Origin of the sequence: Propionimicrobium lymphophilum DSM 4903, assembly GCF_000423485.1 — a bacterium.
Taxonomy (GTDB): Bacteria; Actinomycetota; Actinomycetes; order Propionibacteriales; family Propionibacteriaceae; genus Propionimicrobium; species Propionimicrobium lymphophilum.
This window is the reverse complement of record NZ_AUIB01000004.1, coordinates 69,293-85,333: the sequence shown is the minus strand read 5'-3', so window position 1 is coordinate 85,333 and position 16,041 is coordinate 69,293. Positions and strand designations below refer to the sequence as shown.

Here is a 16,041-nt window from a genome sequence, read left to right as displayed (position 1 = left end):
TTCTAGTTCGACTTTTCGTCCACAGTGCGAACCGGAGTTGCGGGGGTGTCTACGCCATTTTCCTGGAACACCTTCAGGGAGGCAGCTCGGATCGCGCGCTCGACGCCCCACTGCTGGTTGCCGCGGCACTTGACCAATATGCCGTAGTTGGCAATGTAAGAATCGAAATTGCTCAGGCCAAGCACTGCGGGTTCATCCAGCAGCACCTTCTCTATCTCCTGATCGCCCTCGAGCTCCTTGACTGCCTGCTTGAGCAGATTGATGATCTTGAAAGGATCCTCGTCAATATTGACCGGGATGCTGATGACGGAGTTCGACCAGCCCTGCGAGATATTGCCCAGGGTGGTGATTTCGCCGTTGCGGATGTACCACATCTCGCCATTCATGTCCTGAACCTGGGTGACGCGCAGTTGCATTGCAATAACTGTGCCGGTGACGTCGCCGATGGTGATGATGTCGCCGACACCGAGCTGATCTTCGAGGATCAGGAAGGTGCCGCTGATGACGTCCTTAATCAGGCTTTGCGCGCCGAAGCCGATCGCCAAACCACCCAGACCGGCGGAGGCCAGCACCGGCGTGATGTCAATGTTCACCGCGCGCAGCAGCCAAAAGGAACCGATGATGACGACGCTAACCGTGATCACCGAGTTGAGGATGGACGCCAGCGTCTTCATGCGCGCGTGACGTCGTTCGTCCTCCTTGGGATCCACGCTCATGAACATTTCCGTCGGGTCCTTGGAACCCTTCATGGTCTTGGTTGCCTTGGCACCCAGACGCTTGAACGTCTTAGCTGGGTTGGCTTCGGCTGTATGGACCAGCGCCTTCACAGCCTTTCGCAGTGCCCAGCGAGCGACGATGATTATCGCCAGGATGATCAAAATCTCGATCAGGGTTTGGGGCCAAACGAACTTAATCTGTGCGGGAATCATCAATATCCTTAACTACTTGAAAATAGCGGTTAGGATCGGCTCGAAATTCTTGCCATCCTTAGCGTCATAATCGATTATCGCTACTGACATGTCGCCAGAGAAACCTGTCACCCAGATGTGGGTCTTGGTTTCGGACCCCTCTTCGAACTCCGCGGTGCCGGTCTTGGCGCCGCTTAACCACTTAGCGTAACTGGAGCCAGTGCCCTTGAGCACTCCCTCCATCATCTCTTTGAGCTGGGCTGCTTCGTCCTCGGTGATCGGGCTGGCATCCAGGGTGGGGACGACGTCCGTGCGCAGGTGGGCGACCAGCGATTTGCCGGAGTTCACGGACCCGGACATCGCGGCCAACGCCATCGGTGAGACAAGCACGTGACCCTGGCCGAAGGAATTGGCTGCGGCCACCACCGGGTCCTCGGTGGCGGGCACGGAACCGTAGAACGAGTCGAAGCCAGCGTCGTAATCCACGCCCATGCCCAGGCTGGCTGCCGCCGAGCTGAGCTCCTTGCTGGTGATCTTCGCGTTGACGAATGCGGTGTTGCAGCTCTGGGCGAGTGCATTGGCCAGCGAGATCTTTCCGATAAACACCTTGGGGTAACCCGGATAATTGGTGAATTCGCGGCCTCCGGCTTCGGCCTTTTCGGAACAGTCCACCTTCGACGTCGGTTTCTCGCCGCGACGCAGCAAGGCCAGAGAACTAGCGACCTTCATCGTCGAACCCGGCGGGAACTGCCCGACGGTGGCTAGCGGTTGGCTCCCAACATCCGGTGACGTGCCGGCGGCGAGGATTCCGCCATCCTTGTCCAAGACGGCGACGGCGATCTTGCCCGAAGACTTCGCCAGCGCGGCCTCGAGCTTAGTCTGGATCGACATATTCAGAGTCGTCTGAACGGCCTCGCCGCCCTTAGGGGAAAGCGAGAACAGATCGGCCTCGACTATGGGCTCTGCCGAGGGAGTGGCCGGCTTGGCCAGCTCCTCCTGGGTCTGTTTACTGACGCTCTTTCGGAACTTCAGCGAAATCTTGTGGCCGGTGTCTCCGCGCAACCTGGCGTCTGCGCTCTTTTGCAGCCCCTGTTTGCCCACTTGATCGCCGGCGCTGAGCAGGCCGTCGGAATTCTTGATCTCCTCTGCGGTTGCCTCGCCAACCGTGCCGAAGATGTTGCCGGCGAAGTTCTCCGACGGGGCAAGGGGCATGTTGGCGCCCAGAGCGATCGCGCCCGGGATCTCCTCGATGCCCTCGGGCAGCTTTTCGGAGCGCACGGTGAGCGCCTCGACGAATGCCTGTGGCCCACTGGCCTGGAAACGAGAAACGTAGGCGTCGACGTCCACCTTCACCAACTCGGCGAGTCTGCGCGCGGATTCGTCGCCATCGGCACCATTCAGCTTGGTTTTGTCGACACCGACCTTATATACCGGCTGCTCGGAAACGATCGCGGCTCCGTTACGGTCCGTGATGATGCCACGCTTTGGGCTGGTCCGTTCGTAAACCAGGCGGGTGTATTCGTCCAATTGCGGGTGGACGATGCTGGGGGTCCACGACACCTTCCAGCCGCCCTCGTAGACCAGATTCGCCTTGCTGGTGAAGGCCCAACGGCTAATTGAAGGGGTGGGCTCGGGGCTGGCGGACTCGTCCTGCGGCTCAACGTTGCGGCTGAACGTGTAGTTCTGATTCAGCGAGATCTGAGCCGCCGGGTTTTCCATCGTGCCTTCGTATTTGATCTCGCCAACTTTAACCTCGGGACGCAGCCCCTGCATTCCCGCGATAACCTCGTCGAAATCGGCCTCGGCCGCCTGGGCATCGCCGGCCACCTGCAGACCATTGAATTGGCCGCTGGCTAGCACATTTGCCAAAGCCTCGCCTATCTCCTCGGCACCATCGGGCGGGGTGTATCCGGGCTTGCTGCAGCCCGCAATAAAAAGGCAAGCCAGAGCGGCCGCTGCTAGCCTGGAAAATATCTTTTGTGCCATCGATTACCAATCGTCGAAGTTACGATTCAAGGCTATCGGTGAGCACCGACATTTTTATTTACCCGCGCTTTGCGGAAGGGCATTTAGGAACTTATTTATTCATAAGCCTTGACGCTCTTGGTCAACACCTCTCGCATTTGACTGGCTGCCTCCAGCTCGGTGGCTTCATCGGCCAACAGCTTGGCGATCTGTTCGCCGGGCCAATCCGTCAAGCCTGCGGTGATGGGGGATAGGCCGCTGGACATCTGTTGGACACTCAGCCGGGCGTACTCACCGAGCAGCCCCTCTTCGCCCTGCTTGTCCTGCGGGATTAGCTCCGGATGGACGGGCAGCCCGCCGGTTGTCTGGACGCGCGCCGAATCCGCGTCCACGCTGGTAAGCGCCTCGATCACTTTAGAGGCGACACCGTCTGGAGTCAGCGCGGCGAGATAGCTGAACTGCGGCAAGCCACCACAGACCTCTTGACAGGGATTATCCACACGGACGGAATTGCTTGGCGCGGGCGTCCTGGCTGGCACTATCACCACCGGCACTTTGCCCTGCTCGAAAAGCTGCAGAGCGGTCGCGGTTGCCGGCTCGAAAGGCTTCGGAGTCGCGCTGGACGAGGCGCTAGGAGAGGGTGTGGGAGTCGCATCGGGGTCCGGCTCCACGTATTTGGGGAAGACATCGGCGTTCAACACTCCAGATTCCACCCAGCCCTTCAGATTTTTCAGGCTCTTGACGGCGGTGTTGCCGTCGAAAGACACGTGCAGCGGGTTCTTTCCCATCAGAGAATTGTCGTAGCTGCCGAAGAAGGCGGCCAGCGTCTGCGGATCGTTGCTTATCGCAAAAGCGTTGGCCATGCCGTTTGCGTCCTTCACGCGCCCGGCGTCGGCTATCAGGTGCTCCCAGGTGCGCCACGGATGCCCGGAAGGTGGCACATCGACGCCGGCCCTGGCGAAAGCGTCGCTATTCACGTACGTAGCCGTCATGGCCGCGTCGTAGGGGGCGGCGATCAGCGAACCGTCGTCGGTTGCCGCAGCCTTAGCCTCGTCGACGAAGTCCCACTCCATGCTCAACTCTTTGGTCTCGACCTCTCGGGGACGCAGCGTGCGAACGATATCGGGCGTGTCCCCGGCCTCGACGCGCTCAGCCAGAACGTCCTCCACCTCGTCGGCGGCCACTTTCTCGACCTCGACGTCAAGCCCCAGCCCGGCTATCTGGTCGTTAAGCACTCTTTCTTCCTGCTGCGTTCCCCACCACAGCATCTTCACCTTCACCGGCGTCGACGACGGCGTGGATGGGGCCGGCTGCGGTGGCTGCGACTGGCACGCAGATAGCGCCAGGCAAGAAGCGAGCGTCACAGCGCAGGGCAACCGAGAAATTCTCATGGGTGCAAGTTTAAGGCCTTAAGCTTGGCTCATGGCATTTAGCGATCTGTTCAAGCCGGCCGCGCCCGAGCCCGGGCCAGACGAACTCAGCCTGTTGGACGCACTACAGGCGCGTCTTGAGGGCGGCGTCTTCATCGACGTGCGCTCGGAGGCTGACTACGAGCGGGGCCACATTCCCGGAGCCAAGTTCGTCGAGTTGAGCGCACTGCGCGAATCTCCCGTCGACGCCATCTGGGCCAACGACCCGTTCGCGGAGACCGACAAAACCATCGTCGTGGTCAGCGCCACACCCAAGCACGCGTCGGCGATCGCGCATATGCTTCGCGAACAGGGCTTCGACGCTAAGTCGCTGGCTGGTGGCCTGCTGGCCTGGGTCGCCGACGGCCAGCCGCTGGTGCCTGGCAAGCCGAAGTAACCCACGTTCGACTTTGGAAGTTTTCAGCAGGTACTATTAGCTTTCGCAAGCAATATCCCTCCTGCCACGGGAACGTCTCGTGGCCGTTTAGTCCGAAGGAGGTGGGGTCAAGCATGCGCAAGTACGAAATTATGGTCATTATCGATCCCGCGGTTGACGAACGTCAGGTTCCCGCGCTGATCGAGAAGTACACCAAGGTTGTTACCAGCGAGAACGGTGTCGTCGACAACGTTGACGTTTGGGGCAAGCGTCGTCTGGCCTACGAAATCAACAAGAAGGCCGAGGCTATCTACGCCGTTCTGCAGCTCACCTGCGAGCCGGCGACTGTTTCCGAGATCGATCGTCTGATGGCTATCGACGAGAAGATCATGCGCGCCAAGGTCATGCGCACCGACAGCAAGTAAAGCCTGCTGCTGCATAAGTTATCCACAATTTCAGATTCCAGATCCGAAATTGTCAGTGGCTGGTGGCAAGCTAGCTATTACTCAATGCAGCACAACTGGAAGGGCAGACAATGACTGGTGAACCAATCATCACTCTCATCGGCAATCTGACGGCGGACCCGGTGATCCGCTTCACCCAGCGCGGAGACGCTGTGGCGAACTTCACCGTGGCATCCACTCCGCGCACGTTCGATCGCACCACGAACCAGTGGCGCGACGGCGAGGCTCTGTTCATGAACTGTGTTGCATGGCGGAACCTGGCGCAGAATATCTCCGACAGCCTCACCAAGGGCTCGAGGGTAATCGTCAGCGGCAGGATGAAGAGCAACTCGTATCAAGATCGCGAGGGCAACAACCGTCGCTCCATTGAGATCGACGTTGAAGAGATCGGTCCTTCGCTGCGCTACGCCACCGCAACCGTCAACCGCACTTCCGGGCGTTCGTCCGGCGGCTACAACGACGGTTTCAACGCTGGCGGCGGCAACTGGGATCAGTCCCAGTCTGGCGAGCAGTTCTCTCAGCCCTCCGACGGCGGCAACTCCTGGCAGCCTAGCCAGGACGAGAGCTTCAACCGCACCAACCCAGATCCCTGGGCCGACGCACAGAGCTCAGAGCCTCCGTTCTGATCCATAAATTTCAGTAATTATCCGAGACCATTCCGGCATCACGCCGGGCCCATTTAAGGAGCACCACAATGGCAAATCGTCGCAAGATTGTGAGCAAAAAGAAGGTCGTGCCCGTCAAGACGACGCGCATCGGCGAAGTTGACTACAAAGACACCGCGCTGCTGCGCAGGTTCATCTCTGAGCGTGGCAAGATTCGCGCCCGTCGCGTAACTGGCCTGTCCGTTCAGGATCAGCGCAAGGTGGCAATCGCCATCAAGAACGCGCGTGAGCTCGCACTGCTGCCGTACACGTCCAACAACCGATAAGAGGGGAATAAAATGAAGCTAATTTTGACCGCCTCCGTCGAAAACCTGGGCATCGCCGGCGACGTCGTTGACGTTCGTGACGGCTACGGCCGCAACTACCTGGTTCCGCAGGGCCTCGCTATTGCGTACAACCGCGGCACCGCAAAGCAGATTGAGGGCATCAAGCGCGCCCGCGCCGCGAAGACCATTCGCGACAATGAGCACGCTCTGGCCATTCGCACTCAGCTCGAGGACCTGGACGTCACCGTCCCGGCTCGCGCTGACGAGTCTGGCAGCCTGTACGGCGCTGTGACCACCAAAAACCTGGCTCAGGCCATCAAGAAGGCCGGCGGCCCGGATCTGGATCGTCGCATCATCTCCACCGCCAAGCCGGTTAAGCAGGTTGGCAAGCACACCATCGAGATCGAACTGACCGACGCTGTTATTGCCCACGTAACCGTAGAGGTCGTGGCTGCGTAAATTTATCTGAGCCCAGCAAAGCGCGGTATGTTCTAGCCATGAGCTACGAACGGTTAAGTACCGGTTTTGCTGGGCTCGATCACGTCTTGGGACGTTTCCTGCCAGGCGATAACGTCGTCTGGCAGTACTCGGATTTTTCCGAATACTTAGCCCTGGTAAGGGCATTCGCCGGTGCCGCTCTCGACGATGGCGTCGAGGTCAGTTACGTGCGGTTCGGTTCCAACCCTGTTCTGCTGGATTCCGAGGTCCGGGTTTTTGAGCTGGAAGCTAACAATTTCGAGTCGTTTACATCCCAGATAAATCGTTTGTTGCTGGGCAATGGCACCGGCGGAGCATACGTCTTCGATCCGCTGAGCGAACTTAAATCGAGCTGGCTTTCCGATCTTTCCATCGCGAACTTCTTCCACGTGACCTCCCAGCGGCTTTTTGAGCTGAACGCGGTCAGCGCGTTCGGTCTGGAAAAGAGCGCCCACACAAACCCTGCTCTGAACAAGATTTTGGACAGCGCTCAGGTGGTTTGCGACGTCTTCGGCTTCGGCGACGAGTGCCGAATCAACCCGCTGAAGCTCTGGCTACGGAAGAGTCCTGGGCCGGTAAATCTAGCGGGCGAGGCCGTCGAAACCCCTACGGTCGTCGACCCAGCTGGCTTGGACGGCTGGAATTCGCTGATTGAAGAATCCAAACGATTGCTTGCCGCCGGAGAAACCGGGGAGGCGAACCGCGACTTGCTAATCGAAACGACGATGGGTTCCGAGGGCGACCTCGTCGAGCTGGCGAAACGCAACATGACGCTGGGCGACGCCGTCAAAATAGCGGAACGCGAGATCGGCTCTGGGCCGATCGGCGGAAAGTCCGTCGGCGTGCTAGTGGCACGCTCGATTCTGGAGCACACGGGGCACTTCGAGGGCAAAATGGAGGCCCACGATTCTTATTTCCTCGGCTCGGACCTGTTCTTCGAGTACATAATCGCCAACGATCTGTGGCAGCTGTGGAGCGAGCAGAAGACTCCCACCAGCTATTTTCCAGTTGGAGCCCAGTTGAACGCAGCCCTAAAAAACGGCACGTTTCCGCCTAGTGTGCGAGCAAAATTCTCGCAGATGCTGGAATATTTCGATGGGGCACCGATCATCGTTCGCTCCAGTTCACTGCTCGAGGACAACTTCGGAAACGCGTTCGCGGGCAAATACGAGTCCGTATTCTGCACCAATCAGGGCAGCCGAGAAAACCAGCTGAAGGAACTTGAGGACGCCATCCGAACCGTCTATGCGTCGGTCATGGGCGACGAGGCGCTCGTCTACCGTTTAAACAGGGGCCTGGATCAGTCGCCAGAACAGATGTCGATCCTCGTCCAGCGCGTATCAGGAGCACGCCACGGCGACCTCTTCTTTCCGCACGCGGCGGGTGTCGGAAACTCGTCGAACATCTACGTGTGGGACGCCACGCTAGACCCGCAGGCCGGGTTGATGCGGCTGGTGTTCGGGCTCGGCACTAGGGCGGTGGACCGCACTCTCAGCGACTACCCGAAGCTGGTGGCGCTCGACAAACCCGAACTGCCCGTCGACGTCCGAGACCCGAGCAGCCACAGCCAGCGATACGTGGACGTGCTCGACCTGCAGAACTCTAAACTTTCGACGATCGCGCTCAACACGTTGATCGATACCCCGATCGACGCCGATTGGAGGCTGTTCGCGTCCGTCGACCACCCAACCGTCATGCGGCTTCGCCACGCCGGACGCAAGCTGAATCAGACCCCGAAGGTGCTGGATTTCAAGGGCCTGTTGGAGGGCACGGACTTCGCCGAAACCATCCGCGAGATGCTTGCCACCCTGGCGAATGCGTACGACTACCCGGTCGACACCGAATTCACGGTGAACATCGACGCCGAAGGAGTCCCGTTAATCAACCTGGTTCAGTGCCGTCCTTTACAGACAAAAGGCCTGGGCAGCCGCGTCCAGATGCCGAAGGACCCGAAAGATGTGCTGATCAAGCAGCGCGGCAACTTCATGGGCGGCAATGTGCGGATGCCCATCGAATACGCGGTTATCGTGCGTCCGGAAGCCTATCTGCAGCTTTCCACCCAGCAGCGCTACTCGGTTGCCCGCGGAATCGGGCGGTTGAACCGCGCGCTTTCGGACACGTCGTTCATGATCGCCGGGCCTGGGCGCTGGGGGACGACAACTCCCTCGCTGGGCGTGCCGAGCCACTTCACGGAGCTGAACAACGCCGGGGTGCTTGCCGAATTCACTTACCCGAAGGGCAATTTCCGCCCGGAGCTGAGCCAAGGCAGCCACTTCTTCCAGGAGATCGTCGAGCAGGGAATGTTCTACCTGGCCCTGTTCACCGAATCTAGGGACGTCGTCTTCGACATCGAAAAGATAACTGACCTGCCAAATCATTTGGTGGACGTCGAACCGGGCCTAGCTAGCCTGGCCGACGTCCTCCACGTGGCGAAGCTGGATGGTCAGGTGCTCTACAGCGACATCGCCACCCAGCAGGTCATCTGCTGCAGTTAATTTAGTGGGATGCCCTTGGCGTCGTAGGCGTAGGAGCCCGAGCCGCACAGGTAGAGGATGCCCTCAATGAATGCCCAAAGGCCGATGGCCATCTGAATGAGCGGGCCGATGAAAATTATGTAGAGGATAAAGCTGCCGAGAAAACCAATCAGCTGGATCAGAGCAATATTGGTGCGCCCGGTATAAAAATTGTGGATGCCCAGCGAGCCGAAGAAAATTCCGAGAAGGCCGGCAGCAACCTTCGACTTTTGTTGGGCCGGCGGGTACTGCTGAGCCGGCGAGACGGCGTAGTTGGGCTGGAAATTGCCGTAGCTCGGCTGCTGGTTATAGGCGGGCGGCTGCTGATAGCCGGGCTGACTTTGCGCAGGCTGATTCACCGCCGTCTGGTATCCGGGCTGACGGTAAGCATCCGTAGGCGCAGGGTTGGAGAAATTCTGCTGAGAGGCTCCCGACTGCTGAAAATCTGGTTGGCTGGGCTGCTCGTTGCGCAGGTTTAGGTCTAGGTCGTTATCTTGCGGGTTCGGCTGGTAGCTGTCGTACAGATAATTCTCGTTGTTTTGGGCCCGGTTGTTGTCCTGGCCGTAAGGAAAATTGTCCTGGCTCATCGATTCTCCAGTTAGTTAGAAAGGGCTAGAATCTGAGCCGGTTTGCCGGCCCAAAAATCATGTTACCAACTAAATTTTCTGCGGCGCGAACAGTCTTCCAACTCTGCTACTGCAAGTCCAGGCCCAGATCTAGTACCTTGGAGGAATGGGTCAGGGCACCGATGGAGATGTAGTCCACCCCGCTGGCGGCAACCGCCTTCGCTACATCGAAATGCAAACCGCCGCTGGCTTCGGTCTTCACGTTGGCAGCACGGCAAATCTCGACGGCCTCGCGCATCCGCTCGGGGGTAAAATTGTCCAGCAGAATCAGATCTGCGCCGGCGTCGATGGCCTCGCGCATCTGCTCGAGCGTGTCCACCTCGACCTCAATGGGCACATCAGGAGCCTTGGCCCGCACGGCATCGAACGCCTGCTTCACGCCGCCGGCCGCCGCAACATGGTTGTCCTTGATGAGCGCGACGTCGCCTAAAGCCATTCGGTGATTAACGCCTCCGCCATCTACGACTGCCTTCTTCTGCAGCAGGCGCAGGCCAGGCACGGTCTTTCGGGTATCGCGGATCTTTGCGCCGGTGTCAGCGACGGCGTCCACCCAGCGCGCGGTTGCCGTGGCGACGCCAGAAAGCTGGCCCAAAAAGTTGAGCATCGTGCGTTCGGCTGTCAGGATCGCCTGAATCGGGCCGCTGACCTTCAGCACGATGTCGCCCTCTTTAACGCGGGCACCGTCGTCCAAAACCTTCTCTACCTCGATGGGCGTCCCCAGCCGCTCGGAGACCTTTTTGGCCGCCAGCAGTGCGGGAGTAACGCCTGAGATCACGCCCGGCTCGCGGGCCACCACCAACGCGACGCCGGTTGCGTCGGCTGGCACGGTGGTCTGTGTCGTGACGTCGGGGCCGAGCCGTAAATCCTCGTCCAGAGCGGCGTCGACAGCCCGCTCAACGTCGCTTGCAAAATAGTCGCTCATTTGAGGCCTCCGGTGATCGGTTGTTTGATGATTTCCATGCCATGCACTCCGCGCACGACGGCCTGCCGATAGCGGAACTCGTCCCGCCTGTCGGGGAAGTCGCTGCGCCTGTGGCAGCCCCTCGATTCCTCCCGACCTAAACCAGCGAAGCCGATTATTTCGGCGGCGGTAGCCAGATTCGTCGCGGTCAGCGCGCGATCGCTGTAGCAACCGGTGCCCAGCCTGCCGAGCTCTTCGCTCAGGCGCAGCAGACCCTCTTCGTCGCGGGTGACGAATGCATGGCTCTGCATATTCGACTTTATCTTTTCGATCGATTCCGCCGAGACGAAATCTTCTGGCTGGCGAGCAACCGGCGTGCCAGGAGAGGGGAAAGCCCCAGACGCTAGAGCCGCGCCCAGCCGATCGCCGGCCACGAGAGCTTCCGTCAATGAATTAGAAGCCAACCTGTTGGCACCCTGCACTCCGGTTGATGCCACTTCGCCAACCGCGTAGAGCCCGTCGACGCTGGTGCGCCCGTCCAGATCCGCCTCGACACCCCCGCAGGAATAGTGCGCTGCGGGATGAATCGGGATGGGGGAGGAGATCGGATCGACGCCTCGGCTGTTACAAAGCTGCAGGATGAGCGGGAAAGTAGTTCGCCAATCGTCGCCGAATTCGGTGGCGTCTAGGTAGACGCAGGCCTCGCCGCTGCGTTCCAGCTCGGCCATGATCTCCGCAGATACGACGTCTCGGGGCGCCAGCTCAGCCAGCGGATGCTTGCCAGCCATGAACCGCTCACCGGCGGAATTGATCAGCTTTGCGCCATGCCCACGCACGGCCTCGGAGATCAGCATTCCGCGCTTTGTGGACTGCGAATCAAACAGAACGGTGGGGTGAAACTGGGTGAACTCCAGGTCGCGAACGCGGGCGCCGGCACGGAAAGCGGCCGCGATTCCGTCTGCCGTGGCCACCTGCGGGTTGCTCGTCACCGGCCAAAGCTGACCGATGCCCCCGCTTGCCAACACGACGACCTCGGCCAGGACGTCCGTGACGCCGTCGTCGTTTATTACTCGCACTCCACAGGCGACGCCCGAATCGTCAGTCAAAATATCAGCGACCCTGGTGTTTTCCCACACCTGGGCGCGCGAATCCTTCAACACACCGGCGAGAGAGGCGGCTAGGGTTCGCTCGACCTCCGCGCCGGACGCGTCACCGTAGGCGTGCACTATTCGGTTGGCGCTGTGGCCACCCTCCAGGTGCAAATCGAAACTGCCGTCGGGTTCACAGTCGAATACCGCACCCAACTCGACGAGCCTGTTGATGGCTCCAGGGGCAGCCGTCACCAACTCGCGAACCGCCACAGGGTCGCACAGCCCGGCTCCGGCCTCCAGCGTGTCGGCGATGTGCGATTCAAAGTCGTCGTTCCGGTCGAAAACCGCAGCCAGACCACCCTGAGCCCAATCCGTCGACGAGTCCCGCAGCGAGCCACGGGTAACCGCTATTGTCTCCACACCCGCCCGGGCCAGGTGCAGCAGGACCGAAAGGCCAGCGGCACCGGTGCCAACTACGACGACGTCACAGTTTTTTGTTGCGTTGGCAGTTAGCTTGAGCATCACTCCGCGCTTCCGGGGTTTCCAATCTGAATCATGCGCTCCACGGCGGCCCGCGCCTTGACGGCGACGTCCTCCGGGACGTCCACCTCAAAGACTCTCGTTTCGCTGGGTTCACCCAAACAGGCGAGCAGCTTTTCGGGAGTGATCATCTTCATGAACGGGCAGACCGCGCCGGCGTTCACCGGCTGGAAGTCGGTGTTCTTGTTGACCGCACGCAGCTGATGCAACATGCCGACCTCGGTGGCGACGAGCACCTTCTTTGCGGTCTCGTTGCGGGCCGCGGTGAGCATTCCGCCGGTGGAAAGAACCTTCGTGTCTTCCTCCGGCAGATCGCCCTTACCGGCAAGCCAAAGCGCGCTGGTTGTGCAACCACACTCGGGGTGAATGTAGAGCTTCGCGCCGTCGTTGGAGTGGACGGCGTCGATGAGGCTGTTGGGGGAGATGTCCGCGTGCACGTGGCACTCGCCCATCCAGATGTGGATGTTGTCGCGGCCGGTGCGACGACGAACGTGCGCGCCCAGGAACTGGTCGGGGCAGAAGAGGATCTCCTTGTCCTCGGGAATCGAGCGGACCACCTCGAGAGCGTTGGAGCTGGTGCAGCAGATGTCGGTCTCTGCCTTAACCTCGGCGGTGGTGTTGACGTAAGAAACCACAACCGCGCCCGGATGCTCTGCCTTCCAGGCGCGAAGCTGGTCTGCGGTGATGCAGTCGGCAAGCGAACAGCCGGCCTGCTGTTCCGGAATCAACACGCGCTTCTGAGGGCTGAGCAGCTTCGCTGTCTCGGCCATGAAGTGGACGCCGGCAAAGACGATCGTCGACGCATCCGAGCTGGCAGCTATGCGGGACAGCGCCAGGGAATCGCCGACGTGGTCGGCCACATCCTGAATCTCCGGCGCCTGATAGTTGTGCGCAAGAATAACGGCATCGCGCTCACGGGCTAGTCGTCGCACTTCGTCCTGCCAAGAGGTGGCGAGACGGTTTTCGCTCAGTGTCTGCGTCATAATCGAAACTCCAATCCTTGGGTTTTCGCCTTATAGGCTAAAACCGAATTTTAGGTTATCATCCTTGTTGTGACGAGACAACCTGCCAGAGACAACAGCGGCGTTGCCCTGTATCGCCACGAGGCGATCGCGGCGGTTCTGCAAGTGCGCGAAAACCTCAGCGTGCTGGTTTCAGAGCGCCCACGCGAACCATTTTCCGGCCACCCCGCGCTGCCGAGCGGGCCGGTGGAGATCGACGAACAGATCGGCGATTCGGTGCTGCGCCACTTGAACCGGCGCACAAATTTGAAAAACGTCGCATACCTGGAGCAGCTAGACACCAGATCCGACCCATTCCGTGACCCGGCCCAGCGCACAATCGGCACCAGCTACCTCGGCCTGATTCCGGCCGAGCAAGAAATCGACCTTCCCGACAATGCCTACTGGCTGCCAGTTTCGAAGCTGAAAGACATGGCCTTCGACCACGCGGAAATCGTCAACTACGCCGTCGAACGGCTGCGCGGAAAACTCAGCTACACCAACATCGCCTTCGCGCTGGCACCCGACGAATTCACCATCGCCGGGCTGCGGGCAATCTACACCGCGGCGCTCGGCCACGACGTCGCCCCGACGAACCTACAAAGAGTACTAACCCGTCGCGGCCAGCTGGAGAAGCTCCCGAAAAAGACGACGGCCGGCTCCAAGGGTGGACGCCCCGCGCAGCTGTACCGCTTCGCCGTGCAAGAACTCGTGGTGACAGACCCGTTCGCAGTTCTTCGGCCGGAGAGTTGAGCTACACAAAACCATCAGCTTCTAGAATCCGAAACCTGGTATGGAAGGCTAACGATGATTGGCTCGTTTCGTTTCCGATCTTCCAGGCAAGGCTGTTGGCAGGGTTAGGTTTTAGAGCATTGAAGGCGTGGCGGGAGTGAAGCTCGATATTGCGCAAGCAATGAGAGCGAAACGGAGACACAGGCGAAAGAACTCGAAAAACCTAACCATGGCAGCAGCCGACCTTGAGCAGCCAGATTAAAAACAGAGCTGCATTGCTTTTGAAAACCAGTTCAATAAAAATGGCTAGCCTTCGAAAAAAGACCAGCCATTTTTAGTTTCTAGTTTTGGATTCTACTTTTTCGCCTTCTGGGCGCGCCGCTGAATTGCGGCCCACTCGTCGCGCAGACCGACCGTGCGGTGGAAGGTCATCTCGGCCAACTTGTCCTTGGCGAAATAGCCGAGGCGCTCGAACTGCACTACCTCGCCGCCGGGGACGTCACTCAGAGATGCCTCGACCTTGCAGCCGGTCAGAATCTCGCGGGAGTTCGGGTTCAGATCATCCAGCGGCTCCCCGGTTTCAGCTCCAGGAAGATCGGCGGTGAACAGCTTGTCGTAGAGGTTCACGGTGGCATCCACGGCGTGCGGGGCAGACACCCAGTGCATCGTGGACTTCACGCGACGGCCGTCGGGTGCATCGCCACCCTTAGTCTCGGGGTCATAAGTGGCAATAACCTCGACGACGTTACCGTCGGCGTCCTTAACCACGTCGGTGGCAGTGACGAAGTATGCGCCACGCAGACGCACCTCGCGACCCGGCGACAGCCTGAAGAACTTGGGCGGGGGAACCTCGGCGAAGTCGTCATTCTCGATATACAGATCACCGGTAAAAGCAACCTTGCGCTTGCCGTCGTCGGGGTTCTCCGGGTTATTAACCACCTCGAAATACTCGACCACAGGGTTGCCGGCCTCGTCCTTGGGCCAGTTGGTGAGCGTTAACTTCAACGGGTGCAGAACACCCATGCGCCGCTGCGCCGTCTTGTTGAGTTCGCGACGCACGTAGCTCTCCAACTCCTCAATGGACTGGCGCGAGTTGGTGCGAGAAACTCCGATGTCGCGGCAGAAATTCTTGATCGCCGCCGGCGGGTAGCCTCGCCTGCGCAGACCCGAAAGGGTAGGCATGCGGGGGTCGTCCCAGCCATCAACGATGCCATCCTCGATCAGCTTGCGCAGCCTGCGCTTACTGGTGACGGTGTGCGTCAACTCCAAGCGGGCGAACTCCGTCTGGCGGGGCTGCTCCGCGGGCAGTGGCAGGTGGGACAGGAACCAGTCGTAAAGCGGGCGGTGTGAAACGAATTCGAGCGTGCAAAGCGAATGGGTGACGTGCTCGAGCGCGTCCGACTGGCCGTGCGCCCAGTCGTAGTTGGGGTAGATGCACCACTTGGTGCCGGTGCGGTGGTGTGGCACGTGACGGATGCGGTACATGACCGGGTCGCGCAGGCTCATCTCGTCCGCAGACATGTCTATTTTTGCGCGCAGCACTCGTTCGCCGTCAGCGAATTCGCCATCACGCATCCGCTTAAACAGGTCAAGATTTTCCTCCACCGAACGGTCCCGGTAGGGGGAATTCACTCCCGGCTTACCGAAGCGGCCGCGCTGGGCGGAGATGGTTTCGCCGTCCTGATCGTCAACGTATGCCAGGCCGTTCTTGATGAGCAGCACCGCCCATTCGTACAAGTCCTCGAAGTAGTCGGAGGCGTAAATCACCTCGTCGGGTTCGTAGCCGAGCCACTCGATGTCCTCGATGATGGAGTCGACGTATTCCACGTCCTCCGTGTCCGGGTTAGTGTCGTCGAAACGCAGCTTGCAGATGCCGCCGAACTGCTCGGCGATGCCGAAGTCAACCGTCACGGCCTTCGCGTGACCGATGTGCAGGTAGCCGTTAGGCTCGGGTGGGAAGCGCGTCTGCACCCTGCCGCCGTAGGTGCCCGCCTCGATGTCAGCAGCAACCATGTCGGCGATGAAGTCGCCTGCGCCATTACTAGATTTCGACTCGCTCATGCAGGCAAAACTATCAGCGTTACCCACAACTTACCCAATACGCTCG

15 protein-coding genes are annotated in these 16,041 nt (G+C 60.0%); 7 read left to right on the top strand and 8 right to left on the bottom strand.

Features of this window, described 5'->3' with window-relative positions:
* Positions 1–2 precede the first annotated feature (2 nt).
* From G556_RS10030 to G556_RS0103015, 3 genes are all read right to left on the bottom strand, one after another.
* Positions 3–929, bottom strand: a complete 927-nt coding sequence (locus G556_RS10030) for a mechanosensitive ion channel family protein (RefSeq protein ID WP_051176603.1) — start codon at positions 927–929, stop codon at positions 3–5.
* A gap of 12 nt (positions 930–941) precedes the next feature.
* Positions 942–2,894, bottom strand: coding sequence for a penicillin-binding transpeptidase domain-containing protein (locus tag G556_RS0103020; RefSeq protein ID WP_028821710.1), 1,953 nt, complete (start codon positions 2,892–2,894; stop codon positions 942–944).
* A gap of 95 nt (positions 2,895–2,989) precedes the next feature.
* The gene (locus G556_RS0103015) at positions 2,990–4,264 is read right to left on the bottom strand and encodes an ABC transporter substrate-binding protein (RefSeq protein ID WP_081675490.1); all 1,275 of its coding nucleotides are present in this window, start codon (positions 4,262–4,264) and stop codon (positions 2,990–2,992) included.
* 31 nt (positions 4,265–4,295) lie between these two features.
* On the opposite strand from G556_RS0103015, the gene G556_RS0103010 reads away from it, so the two are divergent.
* The 6 genes from G556_RS0103010 (at position 4,296) to G556_RS0102985 (ending at position 9,025) form a co-directional block, all read left to right on the top strand.
* On the top strand, positions 4,296–4,679 hold the full coding sequence (locus tag G556_RS0103010) for a rhodanese-like domain-containing protein (protein WP_028821708.1): 384 nt from the start codon (positions 4,296–4,298) through the stop codon (positions 4,677–4,679).
* A 113-nt stretch (positions 4,680–4,792) separates the two neighbouring features.
* Complete coding sequence (rpsF, locus tag G556_RS0103005; RefSeq protein ID WP_024111011.1) at positions 4,793–5,083, top strand: 30S ribosomal protein S6; 291 nt, start codon at positions 4,793–4,795, stop codon at positions 5,081–5,083.
* 110 nt (positions 5,084–5,193) lie between these two features.
* The gene (locus tag G556_RS0103000; protein WP_016455001.1) at positions 5,194–5,748 is read left to right on the top strand and encodes a single-stranded DNA-binding protein; all 555 of its coding nucleotides are present in this window, start codon (positions 5,194–5,196) and stop codon (positions 5,746–5,748) included.
* Between the two features lie 68 nt (positions 5,749–5,816).
* Positions 5,817–6,053 carry a 30S ribosomal protein S18 gene (gene rpsR, locus G556_RS0102995; protein WP_016455000.1) on the top strand — a complete coding sequence of 79 codons (237 nt, stop codon included), beginning with the start codon at positions 5,817–5,819 and terminating at the stop codon, positions 6,051–6,053.
* A 12-nt stretch (positions 6,054–6,065) separates the two neighbouring features.
* A complete protein-coding gene (gene rplI / locus G556_RS0102990) occupies positions 6,066–6,512 on the top strand; it encodes a 50S ribosomal protein L9 (protein WP_016454999.1) in 447 nt (148 codons plus the stop codon).
* Positions 6,513–6,550: 38 nt separating this feature from the next.
* Positions 6,551–9,025: a PEP/pyruvate-binding domain-containing protein gene (locus G556_RS0102985; protein ID WP_028821707.1), complete on the top strand. Its 2,475-nt coding sequence runs from the start codon at positions 6,551–6,553 to the stop codon at positions 9,023–9,025.
* Here the strand turns inward: G556_RS0102985 and G556_RS10970 are convergent.
* The 4 genes from G556_RS10970 to nadA form a co-directional block, all read right to left on the bottom strand.
* Positions 9,022–9,630, bottom strand: coding sequence for a TM2 domain-containing protein (locus tag G556_RS10970; RefSeq protein WP_051176602.1), 609 nt, complete (start codon positions 9,628–9,630; stop codon positions 9,022–9,024). The genes G556_RS0102985 and G556_RS10970 overlap by 4 nt on opposite strands.
* A 106-nt stretch (positions 9,631–9,736) precedes the next feature.
* Positions 9,737–10,591, bottom strand: a complete 855-nt coding sequence (gene nadC / locus G556_RS0102975; protein ID WP_028821706.1) for a carboxylating nicotinate-nucleotide diphosphorylase — start codon at positions 10,589–10,591, stop codon at positions 9,737–9,739.
* Complete coding sequence (gene nadB / locus G556_RS0102970; protein ID WP_028821705.1) at positions 10,588–12,183, bottom strand: L-aspartate oxidase; 1,596 nt, start codon at positions 12,181–12,183, stop codon at positions 10,588–10,590. Before nadB ends, nadC begins: the two co-directional genes overlap by 4 nt.
* On the bottom strand, positions 12,183–13,184 hold the full coding sequence (nadA, locus tag G556_RS0102965; RefSeq protein WP_016454994.1) for a quinolinate synthase NadA: 1,002 nt from the start codon (positions 13,182–13,184) through the stop codon (positions 12,183–12,185). The genes nadB and nadA overlap by 1 nt, the downstream gene beginning before the upstream one ends.
* 69 nt (positions 13,185–13,253) lie before the next feature.
* Here nadA and G556_RS0102960 point away from each other — a divergent pair, with 69 nt between their 5' ends.
* Positions 13,254–13,955 (top strand): NUDIX hydrolase, encoded by a 702-nt coding sequence (locus G556_RS0102960; RefSeq protein ID WP_028821704.1) that lies wholly within the window; start codon positions 13,254–13,256, stop codon positions 13,953–13,955.
* 333 nt (positions 13,956–14,288) lie between these two features.
* On the opposite strand, the gene G556_RS0102955 is transcribed toward G556_RS0102960, so the two are convergent.
* A complete protein-coding gene (locus G556_RS0102955) occupies positions 14,289–15,995 on the bottom strand; it encodes a glutamine--tRNA ligase/YqeY domain fusion protein (RefSeq protein WP_028821703.1) in 1,707 nt (568 codons plus the stop codon).
* Positions 15,996–16,041 lie beyond the last annotated feature (46 nt).